This window comes from Pseudomonas sp. HK3 (assembly GCF_052920985.1).
Window position 1 is genome coordinate 299,551 of record NZ_JBREXD010000002.1, and the last position, 14,492, is coordinate 314,042.

Annotated in this window: 11 protein-coding genes and 2 pseudogenes; 7 read left to right on the plus strand and 6 right to left on the minus strand. The window is 44.1% G+C overall.

The genetic code is table 11. The features are described 5' to 3' along the window. Window positions 1-358: 358 nt before the first annotated feature. Both ACU6U9_RS12315 and ACU6U9_RS12320 read left to right on the plus strand, forming a co-directional pair. On the plus strand, window positions 359-928 hold the full coding sequence (locus ACU6U9_RS12315; protein WP_446735335.1) for a GIY-YIG nuclease family protein: 570 nt from the start codon (window positions 359-361) through the stop codon (window positions 926-928). 156 nt (window positions 929-1,084) lie between these two features. Further along, the gene (locus tag ACU6U9_RS12320; RefSeq protein ID WP_446735336.1) at window positions 1,085-1,684 is read left to right on the plus strand and encodes a TetR/AcrR family transcriptional regulator; all 600 of its coding nucleotides are present in this window, start codon (window positions 1,085-1,087) and stop codon (window positions 1,682-1,684) included. A 68-nt stretch (window positions 1,685-1,752) separates the two neighbouring features. Here the strand turns inward: ACU6U9_RS12320 and ACU6U9_RS12325 are convergent, their stop codons facing one another. Genes ACU6U9_RS12325 through ACU6U9_RS12335 form a run of 3 tightly spaced genes read right to left on the minus strand, consistent with a single transcriptional unit; the run spans window position 1,753 to window position 4,466 of the window. Then, the gene (locus tag ACU6U9_RS12325; protein WP_446735337.1) at window positions 1,753-2,916 is read right to left on the minus strand and encodes a 2Fe-2S iron-sulfur cluster-binding protein; all 1,164 of its coding nucleotides are present in this window, start codon (window positions 2,914-2,916) and stop codon (window positions 1,753-1,755) included. Next, complete coding sequence (locus ACU6U9_RS12330; protein WP_446735338.1) at window positions 2,909-3,421, minus strand: phytoene desaturase family protein; 513 nt, start codon at window positions 3,419-3,421, stop codon at window positions 2,909-2,911. Before ACU6U9_RS12330 ends, ACU6U9_RS12325 begins: the two co-directional genes overlap by 8 nt. After that, window positions 3,414-4,466, minus strand: a complete 1,053-nt coding sequence (locus ACU6U9_RS12335; protein ID WP_446735339.1) for a phytoene desaturase family protein — start codon at window positions 4,464-4,466, stop codon at window positions 3,414-3,416. Before ACU6U9_RS12335 ends, ACU6U9_RS12330 begins: the two co-directional genes overlap by 8 nt. 206 nt (window positions 4,467-4,672) lie before the next feature. On the opposite strand from ACU6U9_RS12335, the pseudogene ACU6U9_RS12340 reads away from it, so the two are divergent. Further along, a pseudogene (locus ACU6U9_RS12340) lies at window positions 4,673-5,024 on the plus strand (RidA family protein). A 53-nt stretch (window positions 5,025-5,077) separates the two neighbouring features. Here the strand turns inward: ACU6U9_RS12340 and ACU6U9_RS12345 are convergent. Then, window positions 5,078-5,929, minus strand: a complete 852-nt coding sequence (locus tag ACU6U9_RS12345) for an alpha/beta hydrolase (RefSeq protein WP_446735340.1) — start codon at window positions 5,927-5,929, stop codon at window positions 5,078-5,080. Between the two features lie 89 nt (window positions 5,930-6,018). Further along, complete coding sequence (locus tag ACU6U9_RS12350) at window positions 6,019-6,438, minus strand: MarR family winged helix-turn-helix transcriptional regulator (protein ID WP_446735341.1); 420 nt, start codon at window positions 6,436-6,438, stop codon at window positions 6,019-6,021. Between the two features lie 464 nt (window positions 6,439-6,902). Between ACU6U9_RS12350 and putA the strand changes: the two genes are divergently transcribed. The 4 genes and pseudogenes from putA to putP all read left to right on the plus strand — a co-directional run bounded on the left by putA (window position 6,903) and on the right by putP (window position 12,326). Beyond that, complete coding sequence (gene putA, locus ACU6U9_RS12355) at window positions 6,903-10,052, plus strand: bifunctional proline dehydrogenase/L-glutamate gamma-semialdehyde dehydrogenase PutA (protein ID WP_446735342.1); 3,150 nt, start codon at window positions 6,903-6,905, stop codon at window positions 10,050-10,052. Next, complete coding sequence (locus ACU6U9_RS12360; protein ID WP_446735343.1) at window positions 10,052-10,474, plus strand: hypothetical protein; 423 nt, start codon at window positions 10,052-10,054, stop codon at window positions 10,472-10,474. Before putA ends, ACU6U9_RS12360 begins: the two co-directional genes overlap by 1 nt. A 10-nt stretch (window positions 10,475-10,484) precedes the next feature. After that, window positions 10,485-10,766 carry a hypothetical protein gene (locus ACU6U9_RS12365; RefSeq protein WP_446735344.1) on the plus strand — a complete coding sequence of 94 codons (282 nt, stop codon included), beginning with the start codon at window positions 10,485-10,487 and terminating at the stop codon, window positions 10,764-10,766. A gap of 62 nt (window positions 10,767-10,828) precedes the next feature. Further along, window positions 10,829-12,326: pseudogene (gene putP, locus ACU6U9_RS12370) on the plus strand (sodium/proline symporter PutP). A gap of 338 nt (window positions 12,327-12,664) precedes the next feature. Here the strand turns inward: putP and ahpF are convergent. Beyond that, window positions 12,665-14,260, minus strand: a complete 1,596-nt coding sequence (gene ahpF, locus ACU6U9_RS12375; protein WP_446735345.1) for an alkyl hydroperoxide reductase subunit F — start codon at window positions 14,258-14,260, stop codon at window positions 12,665-12,667. Window positions 14,261-14,492 lie beyond the last annotated feature (232 nt).

Sequence of the window (14,492 nt, forward strand, 5' to 3'; positions counted from 1 at the left end):
AAGGGCACCCTAAATGCTAGCGACCCAAGGAAAGGCTTAATTTTTGTTCGAAGAATCAATGTGAGTCCATCTTTCTGTCGCAGTCCTAGATTAACTGTAGCCTAGTTCTCACATAGATCAGCCTTGTAAGACATTTTTTAACACGCTTTGGCAACTCTATTTTTTATCATTTGATTACACTCTCGCACTTGACAAAGCCAGATAAGCCTCTGAAAAAACAGGTATTTTTAACAATTGCGCCAATGCAGAAAAAAACTAAAAATCAAGCCTACACATTTATATATTCATCATTACAATGCGCGACCTTTGGTAATTTCTCCTTATTCATCTTTTGCCAAATTGTTGTACAGAGGTAAGCATGCTTGTATACACCCTAACCAATAACATCACCGGCGACGTCTGGGTTGGCACCTGCAAAGACAGTAGCGATGAGCGCTTCATGCAGTTTCAAGAAGCCATGGCACTTGGGGTAAAAGAAAAGATCTATAAAGACCTTCGAGATTTTGGTGTACAAAATTTCACCGTTGAAGACTTCGCTCTTGCCTATGATCGTGAAGAGTTAAAAGATATCTTTGATGAGGCCATGGAAACCTATAACGGTAAAAGCCTAATTGGCGTTAAAACCAGCCTAGGTAAAACCAGTATTGCTAAGGTTGCGCCGCTGAAGTCCAGTGTGGGCACCGTTAAACGCAAGACCTTAGGCACCGCCAGCGCCCCCACAAAAGCAGCCAAACCCGCTGCCCCTGCAAAACTGGCCACAGGTCGTACTGGCAATGCCAAAAAAGAAAAACTGATCAAAGAGAAATTGGCTGAAGAAAAAGCCATGCGAGAGTCCAGCAAAAGTAAGCAGATTATGGAACAAGCGGATGAAATGGCGGCTATTATGGCGCGCTTAGATTCTCGTGGCTCAACGGTAAATAAACGATAGCCGATACAGCTTGGTCTATACCTAGCCTGTTAATAAGCAATCATGTTGAATAATTGAATTTTAAAGGTGGTCATAAACACCTTTATGATTCAATTATTGAAAATTATGATGAAACTGCTATGTTTGAGCGCTTAATTTTCTGCAGTGATCATCAGAGTGTCGAGTCGTAATTACCACCACGGGGATTTAAAAGTCGCACTCATTAACGCGGCCAATGCCCTATTAAAAGAAAAAGGCATAGAAGCGCTATCACTTCGCACACTCGCAAGTGAAGTCGGTGTCAGCCACATGGCCCCTTATGCACACTTCAAAAATAAATCTGAGCTTTTTCAAGCCATTGCTGCAGCGGGATTTAATGCCCTAGCACAACGCCAAGAAGCTGTTAGTACCGACCAAAGCGCAGCACGACTTATCCTAGATTATGGTACCCAATACATTGAGTTTGCTATCGCAAACGCTCCACTGTATCGCTTGATGCTCAGCCAAACACAAGTCCCAGGCCCACAGCAAAACGAACAAAGCGCAAACCATATGTCGGATGAATTAAAAACCGCCAGCAAGCGTCCATATATGTTGCTGGTCAATGCCTTTGGGCTAGTTAGCAAAGACAAAGAAACTCAAAATGTACGCGCCCAAGGTGCATGGGCTATGGTGCATGGCATTGCATCCTTACTAATTGATGGGCATTTAAGCATTCCTAAGGGCATGAGCTTAAAATCATTTTTAGCCATGGCGTCCATGCAAGTACCCACCTAAATTAAAACAAAAAATCCTCGATACCTAAGGTACCAAGGATAAAGACAAGCACTGATCTGTACCTGTGGTTAATACAGGATTTTAATATCTGTAGTAGGGAACGCCACACAGGAGTGCACCCAACCAAAGTCTTTATCAGACTTGCGCAAATGGGCTTCTGGCGGATTAAATACCTCACCTTCAATAACCTTCACACGGCACAAACTGCATTCACCTGAACGGCACGCATTTTCAACACGATAACCGTTTCTCTCTAAGCTATTTAATAACGGCTCCCCTACTTTGGCTTTAAACTCACCTCGGCCCTGAACCGTTACCATGACTTCATCCTGTTCACTCACCACCTGTGGCCAATTCTCAAGACAACTGGGTTGTTTAGGTGGGCCGTTACATTCAATGCGGATGCGTTTATTTTCAACGCCTAACGATTTTAATTGCGACTCACAGAATTCATTAAACGGTGTTGGGCCGCACACATAAAATGTTTTGTCGCTTACGCCACCCACAGCATCGGCTATTAATTTTGCATTCAAGTGTCCGGTTAATCCGCTATAACCTTCCGTTGGCCGAGAGATCACTTCGGTTAAATGAACGTTTTTATGTTGAGCGGCCAACTCACGAAATGTATCTGCAAAAATAACATCGCTTTCGTAACTGTTGCCATAGATTAAATGAAATTCCATATTTAGGCCGCGATTCAATACGCTTTCAATCATAGACCGTGCAGGCGCACCACCAGAGCCACCCGCTAAAAACACCAACTTATCACCATGGAATAATGGATTATGATAAAACGTACCCATTGGGCTTGTGGCAGAAAAAAACTGACCTTGATCAACATGATTTAATAAATAGTTTGTGACAAACCCGCCATCCACTAACTTTACGGTTAAATCATAATAATCACGTTTGGTCGGGCAAGATGAAATAGCATAAGGGCGCGCTGTTTCAACACCATCAATATTCACGTATAAATTAATATATTGCCCCGCTTGAAATGGTGGTAATACACCGTTCATGCTTTTAAAACGAAATGTTTTAGTTGATGCGGTATCGTCGAATATATCACTCACTTTAAGCTGTAAGCGTTTAGGGTGCAATTTAGCAATCTCATGGGCGGTCTTACCTTTTTGTTCGGTAAAATCTGAGCCTGTTTTTTCACGCTCTGATTTACGCGCGACCCCTTCTTGATAACCTTTGATATTCTCTAAAATATTGGTTGAGTTAGACATTGGCCACCTCTGCTTGATCTTGCTGCGCTGCTTTTTTTGCGTTTACTTTTTTAACAATGGCCTTGGCCGTAGCCGCACCCACCATATACGTAGGCTGAAAGCCGCCCATTCCCTGCCAAGAACCAGCAATATGTAAACCGTTCACTTGATCATAACGCTCACGGAATAATAAATTATCTTCTGGATTTTGCTTAAACCCATAAATCGCGCCGCCGGGGGTATTCAAATAACGCATCATAGTCAATGGCGTGGCTACTTCTACCTCTTCAATGTGCGCTTGAATACCAGGGAAAATTTGCTCCGCTTGGTTTATCAAATGCTGTGCAAATTCGTATTTGGTTTCGGCGTACTTTTCAACCGGTATATCTTCCCACACACTGCCATATTGCAAACACAATAATGATATTTGAGTTTTACCGGGTGGTGCAAAACTAGGATCATCGACGTTATAACACGTCAGCATGGTTGCTACAGGCGGGTTCATAGTGCTCATGGTTTCATGCATGAGGTTTTCGTCTGTTGTGTTTGAGATAAACGTCGATGCGTTTTTTAATGCCTAATTCAGCAGGCGTGCAGTCCAAACCTAAATAGATGCAAAACGCAGAGGTCCCTAAATCTCGTGATTTAAAATCTTGTGAAATGCCAGCAGGTAAAATTGGTGTATCTAATAATTCGGTAAACGTCACCACTGTACTGGCGTTTGAAATAATATGATCACAGGCAATCGTTTCACCAAACTCAGTGCGCACACCTTTTACTGCCGGTTTATCACTGCTTTTCTCGGTTAAAATTTTATCGACTGAACAATTGAAACGCACCTCACCGCCCGCGTCTAAAAAACTTTCAAGTAATGCACTGGATAACGCTTGGGAACCGCCTTTAACATGCCAAGGCTTGAACACACCATAGGCATACAGCATAACGGCTAAATCACTAAAGTTAATGTCTTTTGGTGGCATGCCCAAATAACACCAGTATGCCGCCAATAATGTTTTTAAGTGTTCGTTTTCAAAAAACTCGTCCAATACGCTTTTTGCATCACGCAGGCCATATTCAACAAAATTTTTGCAATTCTTGTTAAGCATCTCTGCTGAATTCATTTTACGGGCTTGTGGCACACCCATAAAACTCTCTAGCGTCACTTGTTCACACAGTGTCATGAACGCCAAAATATTTTTCTCTTCAGCAGGGAAATTTTCAATCAAGGTTGTGCGAATGCCTACCCAGCTAGCGGGTAGCGTGATGTCAAACTCATTAAGTACCACCATCCGGTACAGCTCGCCTTCTTGCACAAACTCAACTTTATCTAATACGCCCAATTCACCGAATAATTTACGCATAATGAATGGCTTATCTTCGGTACCAAGGCCACTTAGCTGATGCAGGGCCACTTCGAATTCAAACTCACCACGTACAAATGAGGTGGCGCAGCCCCCAGGTATATTATGGCGCTCTAGCAATAAGGTTTTGGCCCCACCACGCTGCAATGCTACAGCTGCGGTTAAGCCTCCATTACCTGCACCAATGACGATGGCATCAAAATCGTTCATCTGTCTCTCCTATCTTGTCGCTCTATATTTGGATAAATTACGTCTCAAAACGAACTTTACACCGTAAAGATATATTATATATACACTGTAAGGATTGAAATGGCAAACAATCCCCTGAAAAGACCCCTTTGAAAAACAAAATCCACTGCTCGAATCACTCTATAATCAGCCGCTATTACAATTGTCATTCACATCAAGGAAACACCATGAGTATTGAGCGTCTAGAAACAGGCCAGCGTATGAGCCGTATCGTCAAACATAACGGCACAGTCTACCTGTGTGGCCAAGTGGCGGCCGATGCCAGCAAAGACATCAGCGAACAAACACAAACCATGCTGGATAAAGTAGACGCTCTGCTTGAACAAGCAGGTTCAGATAAAGAACACATGCTAAGCGCGACGCTTTATATTCGTGATATGAAAGATTTTGCTGCTATGAATATTGTGTGGGATGCTTGGGTCCCACAAGGTCACGCACCTGCCCGCGCCTGCGTTGAAAGCACGTATGGCACGCCCTGAATTGTTAGTTGAAATTTCGGTAATTGCTGCAGAAAAATAAACATAAAAAAGGCGTTCATACCGAGCGCCTTTTTTATCATATAATTTTCATACTCAACTTACTTCATGTTTAAGCAAGCTGAGAGAATGGTGGTTCTGTACAAATTGTTGAACCCGTGTTGCGATATCAGCATCACGAATAATGTTACGGTGCCCTAAGTTTTCTGCTATGTAGGTTTCAGATTGTGGCCATGCTAAATGGATTTTATTAAGCGCTTGTACTGAAATTTCTAAGTCATCTTGTGAATGCACTAATAAGGTTTTAATTTTTTTCTCCGATAATATTCGCCCCATATCTAACTCATGGGCGGGCACCCCTGTTTCACGCTCTATGTATTCAATGAACCGTTTTTCAGTCTTAATTGGCAACCCCACAAAACGAGAAAAACCTTGCAGTACATCTAAGATACACGCTGGCGATGAAATCAAAACACAGCAGTTTACTTGCGCCCCCAGTTCAATCGCATACGTTAATGCTGCTCCACCTAATGAATGCCCTACCGCCGCCACAAACGGCCCAAGCGCCACATCCGCTGCGACAATAGCCTCAGAAAACGCCACTAGATTGGCCTTATCCCCACCGGATTGCCCGTGCTTTGGCGCATCAATGGCCACCACTTGAAAACCATTTTTAACTAATGGTTCAACCAACGCATACATATGAGTGGCTCGTGACTCCCAGCCATGCATGAGCAGTACTTTTTTATCTCCAGCCCCCCAAATAGCCGCTTTTAATGTGCCTGAGAATGTCACTCTCTGGCAACTTGCTTCTAATTCATCTTCCCAGTTTTTTAACGGCAGGTTACGAGGTGTTAAAAAAAGTTTCGCCATTTTACTTGCGGTGGCCTTGGGTCGTACTCGACCTAATATTTGGTTATGAATACGTAACACAGTGATGGCATTCATGATGTTCTCCGGTTATTTCGATATAACATGTATATACATGTTTTTACTTATTAAAAAACAGTCAAATGACTGTCTTTATTTATGCACGGTTAATCGCGCATTTTTACGATTTGTTCTGAGGCGTCCATTAATTGCGCTAATGTATCTTGCCCTAATATGCCTTCAATTTTTTTTTGTGCAGCTTGCCAGCGTTTCTCCCCTTGCTTAAATAAAGCAAAACCTTCTGTCGTTAATGAGATTAACCAAACACGCCCATCTTCCGTACTCGGTTCACGTTTTACCCAACCGTCGCGCAGCAAGGGTTGCAGGTTACGGGTGAGTGTTGCTTGCTCTAATAACAAGACTTTCTCTAGTTCTTTTTGTGAACATGCCTTTAAATAACGCAATGCGCGTAAGACGCTAAATTGAGTGATTTTTAAGCCTGTTTCACTCAAGTACGCATTGTATAAACCGGTTAAGACACGATCAGCTTGACGCATGGCTAAGTTGTAACAGGGCTGGACCGACATAAACCACCTTTTGAATATGATGGCCATTAATATAGTTGTATATACATGTAATATCAATCAGTAAAATAAGATTATCTATTTCAAAAAGGCATATTAAGCATTAACCTGCATTCTGTATTGTGGTTGCCCATACATAACGCTGTTAATTTGATTCAGCGGCGTTAATGGCCGTTTGCAAAGAGTCGCCAATCACTGCTACATTCAATACTATTAGCACGTAAATGCATGACCAGATAATCAGTTACAAAAGTTAACAATATTCATGCTTATGCTATTGAGTTATGTCATCGTCAACTGACTCGCGCAATAGAGCACTATGTGGGTATTCGATTAAACTTCATAGAAGCTGACAGGGTAAATGCTTGCTGAATAAAACATGATTCAGCGATTGGTTAATTAAAAATAATTTTAAACTTCACAACACATTCTTAGCGTTAGTAATAATAGCTAGACGAGGACACTGCATGCTCAACCATACTCAACTCTCAGCCCAAGAGCTTGCACAACCCAATTGTATTGACCAACCCTTAGAACAACTGTGGCAACACATCTCCCCTCTTTACTGTATTGATGAATCCACTTGGTTAAAACAACTGTTACCATTGGCACAGCCCAATGATGAAGAGTTAGATAAGACCACTCAACTCACAACCCAGCTCATTAAAAAAGTCAGAGCAGACAAAAAAGCCGTGCATATGATCGATGCACTGCTCTTAGAGTACAGTTTAGATACCCGTGAAGGCGTGTTGCTTATGTGTCTAGCTGAAGCACTTATGCGAGTACCGGATTCAAGCACCGCCGATGCGCTTATTCGTGACAAGCTCAGCGTGGCAGACTGGCAGTCTCATCTTAAAAAGTCAGACTCATTATTTGTGAATGCATCCACTTGGGGACTAATGCTCACCGGTAAGGTGATTAATTTTGATCAACGTGAAAACGCTCAGGCAAATAAAGCACTTAATCGCTTAGTGAATAAGTTTTCTGAGCCCGTGATCCGTCAAGCCATGAATCAGGCGATGAAAATAATGGGGCATCAATTTGTACTTGGGCAAGACATTCTTGAAGCATTAAAAAATGCAGAGGCACCGCGCAGTAAAGGTTTTAGTTATTCATTTGATATGCTCGGTGAAGCCGCCCTCACCATGACCGATGCACAAAAATATTATGATGATTACCATCAGGCCATCAGTAAAGTCGGTAACAATAAAAGCAAAAGCGCCACTGGCCCCGCACCATCGATCTCAATCAAGCTTTCCGCATTACACCCTCGCTATGAAGCCGCCAACGAAACCCGAGTATTAAACGAATTATTTACAACCGTATTGGCACTGTTACAGCATGCTCGCCAACATAACGTTGCTATTACGGTTGATGCTGAAGAAGCGGATCGTCTCGAGATTTCATTAAAGCTTTTTGCCAAACTTTATCAGCACGACACCATAAAAGGTTGGGGTAAGTTTGGGCTAGTCGTGCAAGCGTACTCTAAACGCGCACTGCCCGTTATTACATGGCTAGCTGCATTAGCGAAACAACAAGGGGACTGCATCCCCATGCGTTTAGTAAAAGGCGCGTATTGGGATACCGAGTTAAAACTGGCGCAACAGCACGGGCATGTTGGTTACCCAGTGTACACGCGTAAAGAAGCCACCGATGTGAGTTATCTAGCCTGTGCCCGCTTATTATTAAGTGAGCATATTCGTGGCTGTATTTACCCTCAATTTGCCAGTCATAACGCTCAAACAATTGCCGCAATTGCCACTATGGCCACTCACCAAGATTTTGAATTCCAACGCTTACACGGCATGGGCGATACCCTTTATCAGCACGCGAAAGCCTTACTCAATACCGACGTACGCATATACGCACCAGTGGGCAGTCACAAAGATTTACTCCCTTATTTGGTTCGACGACTGTTAGAAAACGGCGCCAATAGCTCGTTTGTGCATCGATTAGTCGATGCGCGCTGCCCTGTAAAAGACTTAACAGAACACCCCGTTAACGTATTACTCTCACGCTCGTCTTTGCATAATCCACACATCATGAATCCGCCAGATATCTTTGGCCAAACTCGTAAAAACTCGAAAGGCATCGCCTGCGATATTGAAAGTGAGTGGCAACCGTTTAAGCAGCAAGTGGATGCGTTTTTAGGCAACTATCAATGGCATGCTCGCCCGATTATCGGCGGCAAAGGCCAACCGGGTGAATTACACGATGTGACTGCGCCTTACGATAAAAACCTTAAGGTTGCGCAACAAGAGTGGGCTAACGCCGAACAAGCTGAGCACGCCATAGAGCTAGCCGCAAAGGCGTTCCCAAGCTGGCGTGACACACTTGTTAGTCAACGTGGCCAATACTTGCTGAAGCTGGCTGACAAACTTGAACAGCATTTGCCAGAACTTGTCGCATTATGTCACCGTGAGGCCGGTAAAACGGTGCATGACAGCATTGATGAAGTCCGTGAGGCGGTGGATTTTTTACGCTACTACCCAACGCAAGCCGAACACAGCTTTGCACAGCCTAGTGTACAACCTCACTTTAGCGGCGGCTCTCAGCAAACTCATTATCATGGGCGCGGCGTGTTTGTATGCATCAGCCCTTGGAACTTTCCGTTGGCCATTTTTATCGGTCAAGTATCCGCCGCGTTAATGGCTGGTAATACTGTCGTTGCGAAACCCGCAGAACAAACCTCGGTCATTGCATTTCGCTGCATTGAACTGCTGCTCGAAACGGGTTTACCCAGCAATGCTATCCAGCTATTAATTGGTAGTGGCGCGCAGCTTGGTACCACATTAAGTACAGACTCCCGCGTAGCAGGCGTTGCTTTTACTGGCTCGACCCCCACCGCACAAACCATTAACCGCCAGCTGGCAAAACGCCATACATTGCCTGTACCGTTTATTGCCGAAACCGGTGGCCAAAATGCCATGATCGTCGACAGCACGGCCTTACCTGAACAAGTTGTAAGAGATGTTATGCGCTCTGCGTTTGCATCCGCTGGCCAACGTTGCTCGGCACTGCGAGTACTTTATGTACAGCAAGATATTGCCGAGCGCATACTGCAATTAATACAGGGCGCTATGGCACAAATGCATGTAGGCAACCCTGAATATTTAAGCACAGATGTCGGCCCAGTGATTGATCAAACTGCGCACTCACGTCTGCTTGAACATGTGCAGTGGCTAGATAAAAATGCCCAATTAATAGCACAAGCAGAGTTGCCAAATGCGTGCAGTAAAGGAACATTCATCGCACCTTGCGCTTACCAAATACAAAGTATGGAGCAACTTAAACAAGAGCATTTCGGCCCGATACTTCATGTAATTCAATACAAAGCCAGTGAACTTGACGTGGTGATTGATCAAATTAATGACAGTGGTTTTGGTCTAACGCTTGGGGTGCATAGTCGCAACGAGCGAACCTATAAACATATCGAAGCCCGTGCACGCGTGGGCAATTGCTATATAAACCGCGATCAAGTGGGCGCCGTTGTGGGTGTTCAGCCATTCGGCGGTCAAGGGCTTTCTGGCACAGGACCTAAAGCAGGTGGGCCCCATTACCTATACCGCTTTGCCACACCCACCGTGTCGATTAAGAATGATCAGGAGGCTAAATAATGAACGTTGACGTTGAAATTGAAGAGTTAAAACACAGCCTTGCTATTCAAGAGTCATGGCAACAGCACTCTATTGAAGAACGTGCGCACATACTTAAACTTTGGGGTGAGCGTTTGGTTCAGCGGGATCTTGATTACACACAAGCCGCACAAATGATTGAGTTCCAATGCCAGCAAGCTTTACACTTTCTTGCTCACGCACATGAATTACCAGGCCCCACTGGCGAATCAAATGAATTGTATTGCGTTAGTCGCGGCAGCTTTTTAGTTTTCGGTGATGACAGCGCAAATACGCTCGCAATGGTAGGATTAATAAGCGCCGCATTAGTGGCAGGCAACCCTATCATTTGCTCTGTTGATGCTGGTGCGGATTGCAAACTCACAGAACTACTGAGCGAATTATTAAAAGCCCGGTTGCCCTGATCGAGTCGCCATGCAACTGCCACCCGATTCAAGCGAAGCATTAGCCATACAGCCTTTGTTAGCCGGTGTTGCCCTTGCTGGAAGTGAGACAACCTGTATTCATTACAATCAACTACTGGCGGCAAGAGAAGGCCGTTTAGCTCAATTGATTTATGAAACCGATTTACTCAACTTAAGTCATTTGAGCAACCCAAGCCTATGCTTGCGTTTTATGACAGAGCGCACACGAACCATTAACGTAACCGCCATTGGCGGCAATGCAACACTGCTCGAATTGGGCAGTGCTGAATAAAACCAAACAACAACAAAAACCCGTAAAATAAAATATTTTAAAAACAATAAAAGGAACAAGGAATGATTGAAAATAGCTTTGCTATCAGCTTCACATTTATAGCCTACCTTGTGGTTATGCTTTCTGTGGGTTTGTGGGCCTATAAACGCACCACCAGCTCTGAAGATTACTTTTTAGGTGGACGCTCCTTGGGTCCTTTGGCCTGCTGCATTATCAGCAGGCGCTTCAGATATGAGTGGTTGGCTACTGCTGGGTCTACCCGGCTATGCATACGCATCCGGTATGGAATCTATCTGGCTCGCTGGCGGCTTATTAGTGGGCACGTGGCTCAATTGGTTGATTTGTGCAAAACGTCTGCGCACCTATTCGATTGTGGCCAATAATTCACTGACAATACCCGCTTACTTGGCGCAGCGCTTTGAAGACAAATCCAAGTTATTACAATCCATATCGGCCGTGTTTATTTTATTATTCTTCTTGTTCTATACCAGTTCTGGTTTAGTGGCGGGTGGTAAACTATTCGAAACCGTATTTGGTTTAGATTACACAACAGCGGTTATTATCGGCACGGTTTGTGTGGTGTCTTATACACTATTTGGTGGTTTTTTAGCGGTGTCTTGGACCGATTTAATTCAAGGTTTGTTAATGGTGGCCGCGCTCATGATCGTACCGATCGTAGCAATGGAAGGCTCTTTTAGCGAGCTAGGACAAACGCTAAGTGCAAAAAACCCTGAACTTCTGAATATTTGGAGCGACGTAAAAGGTGAACCGCTTTCAGCCATTGCAATTATTTCATTGGTTGCATGGGGGCTCGGTTATTTTGGTCAGCCACATATTTTAGCGCGTTTTAAAGCCACCCGTAGTAATCGTGATATCACGACTGCACGTCGTATTGCCGTCAGCTGGACAGCCCTTTCAATGGCCGGTGCATTATTGATTGGTTTCGTGGGGATTGCTTATGTAGACGCTCACTTAGGTGGCGACATAAAAGATGGCGAAACCATTTTTATGCTTTTGGTTAATGCGGTGTTCCACCCTGTTATTGCGGGTATTTTATTAGCGGCTATTTTGGCTGCTATTATGAGTACCGCAGATTCACAACTGCTGGTATCGTCTTCTGCTTTAGCCGAAGATTTTTATAAGCAGGTTTTCCGCCCACAAGCCAGCCAAGAAGAAATTGTCAAAGTAGGCCGTTTTGCCGTTGTCATACTGTCTATCGTCGCATTGGCGTTGGCCATGAATCCTGATAGCACGGTGCTTGGTTTGGTTTCTTATGCTTGGGCAGGGTTTGGTGCTGCATTTGGTCCAGCCATTTTGTTGAGCTTATTCTGGAAAGACATGAACCGAAACGGCGCGTTAGCGGGTGTGGTGATTGGTGGTGTAACAGTTGTGATCTGGAAGCAATTAACCGGCGGCATCTTTGACTTATATGAGATTGTGCCCGGCTTTGTTTTTGCTACTATCGCCATTATAGCGGTGAGTAAATTCACCGGCGGCGCGGCGGCATCCGTGTTAAAAACACACGAAGAATATAAAAGTAAACTGGTCAGCTTAGATTAACATAACGCTTACCAATACAGCTGACGACTATCGTCAGCTGTGTTTTCCCTCCTTAAAGCGCTTACTTTCCATAACTCAATAATTACTTACCTTGCAAAGAATAATATTTATATTCTGCACATACCTATGCGTAAAAAATCACAGTGCTAAATATTTAATCATGGCAAACTTTCCTGTAACGTAAACACCATTGTCCTTAATTTAACTTAATTCAATACAATTAAATTCAAATAACTGACGACTCGGCGGTGTACATAAAAAAACCCAGCACCTCCAAAGGGACTGGGTTAAAAGACAAGTACGAATTGGGTTCGCACTTGTTGGGACGCTTTACATACTTATGCGACTTCTGCCGCTTTCGCTTGTGGTGCTGGTGTACGAATCAAGTGATCAAAGGCACCTAAACTCGCTTTCGAACCCTCACCCATCGCAATGATAATCTGCTTATAAGGGACAGTGGTTACATCACCTGCCGCAAAAATACCGGCTACTGATGTCTCACCTCTTGCACTTACTTCAATTTCACCACGAGCCGATAACGCCACACCGCTGTCTTTAAGGAATTCGCTATTGGGAACTAAACCAATTTGAACAAATATACCCGCAAGCTCTATTTGCTTCTCGTCGCCTGTTGCGCGGTCAGTATAATTAAGAGCAGTAACACGTGTACCATCGCCTATTACCTCTGTGCTTTGTGCTTGTTTAATAATCGTAACGTTGCTCATTGAGTTAGCTTTGTCTACTAAGACCCTATCAGCGCGAAGCGTATCGGCAAACTCGAGTACCGTTACATGTTCAACCAGACCCGCTAAATCAATCGCCGCTTCGATACCGGAATTACCGCCACCAATAACCGCCACTTTTTTACCTTTGAATAATGGACCGTCACAGTGTGGGCAGTAGGCCACGCCTTTGTTGCGGTATTCTTGTTCACCCGGCACGTTCATCTCTCTCCAGCGTGCACCTGTTGAAAGAATCACACTACGGCTTTTCAACGTGGCACCACTGTCTAGTTCAACATGAATGTAGCCATCCTCTGTTTTTTCAGCGCGCACAACATTGGCCGCTTTTTGTTCACTCATGATGTCAACGTTATATTGCTTAACGTGTTCTTCTAGCGCCATAGCAAGTTTAGGGCCCTGAGTTTCTTTCACTGAAATAAAGTTCTCAATGCCCATGGTGTCCATCACTTGGCCACCAAAACGATCGGCCACCACACCGGTACGAATACCTTTACGCGCTGCGTAAATCGCTGCCGATGCACCCGCTGGGCCGCCACCTACAACTAATACTTCGTAAGGTTCTTTTTCATTCAGTGCTGCTGCTTGTTTAGCCTCGGCACCACTGTCTACTTTTTTCAGAATTTCACTCAAACTAATACGGCCTGATGCAAAGTGCTCGCCATTCAAGTACACACTTGGCACCGCCATAATATTGCGCTCAGTGACCTCGTCTTGAAAAGCCGCACCGTCAATCATGGTAGTTTTAATCTTGGGATTAATGGCTGCCATCATATTTAAGGCTTGCACCACATCCGGACAATTTTGACAGCTTAAAGAAATAAACACTTCAAAATTCAACGCTTGATCAAGATTTGCGATCTGATCAATGACTTCTTTTTCAAGCTTCATTGGGTGGCCACCGCTGTGTAACAGTGCTAGCACCAATGAAGTGAATTCATGACCCATTGGCAAACCAGCAAAACCTAACGCCGTTTGTTTTTCAGGGTTGACCACCTGCATAATCGGTTTACGCGTCGAAGCAGTTTGATCTTCAAACACTTTTACTTTGTCATTTAGCGCAGCAATATCCGTCGCTAAACCGTGTAATTTTTGGGCGGTATCACTGTCATCTAGGCTAAGTACTAAATGCACATCACTTTTTAAATTGTCTAAGTACGCTTTTAACTGGGTTTTCATATTTTGATCTAACATAGTGATACCTTCTATCTATTATCTAATGGTCATTTGGGAGGCGAGACACCTGCTCCCAGTAAAATTTCTCTCCTAAATTGGAGGTCAAATTTTTTTGCTAATTTTAACGCTAATCGTCATTAGCAAATGTGTTAACTGTGTATCAAGCTTTCTTAAAACGCCCCCAACCCAATTGGTTATTACGTTGGGGGGTTATGTAGGAGAATGAGTATTCTCCTAAGCGCTGACCAAG

Excerpts from the sequence above, each read along its gene's own strand:
- putA (WP_446735342.1), top strand. The coding sequence starts at position 6,903 with ATGCTCAACCATACTCAACTCTCAGCCCAAGAGCTTGCACAACCCAAT.
- ACU6U9_RS12365 (WP_446735344.1), top strand. The coding sequence starts at position 10,485 with ATGCAACTGCCACCCGATTCAAGCGAAGCATTAGCCATACAGCCTTTG.
- ahpF (WP_446735345.1), bottom strand. The coding sequence starts at position 14,260 with ATGTTAGATCAAAATATGAAAACCCAGTTAAAAGCGTACTTAGACAAT.
- ACU6U9_RS12315 (WP_446735335.1), top strand. The coding sequence starts at position 359 with ATGCTTGTATACACCCTAACCAATAACATCACCGGCGACGTCTGGGTT.
- ACU6U9_RS12335 (WP_446735339.1), bottom strand. The coding sequence starts at position 4,466 with ATGAACGATTTTGATGCCATCGTCATTGGTGCAGGTAATGGAGGCTTA.
- ACU6U9_RS12330 (WP_446735338.1), bottom strand. The coding sequence starts at position 3,421 with ATGCATGAAACCATGAGCACTATGAACCCGCCTGTAGCAACCATGCTG.
- ACU6U9_RS12345 (WP_446735340.1), bottom strand. The coding sequence starts at position 5,929 with ATGAATGCCATCACTGTGTTACGTATTCATAACCAAATATTAGGTCGA.
- ACU6U9_RS12350 (WP_446735341.1), bottom strand. The coding sequence starts at position 6,438 with ATGTCGGTCCAGCCCTGTTACAACTTAGCCATGCGTCAAGCTGATCGT.
- ACU6U9_RS12360 (WP_446735343.1), top strand. The coding sequence starts at position 10,052 with ATGAACGTTGACGTTGAAATTGAAGAGTTAAAACACAGCCTTGCTATT.
- ACU6U9_RS12325 (WP_446735337.1), bottom strand. The coding sequence starts at position 2,916 with ATGTCTAACTCAACCAATATTTTAGAGAATATCAAAGGTTATCAAGAA.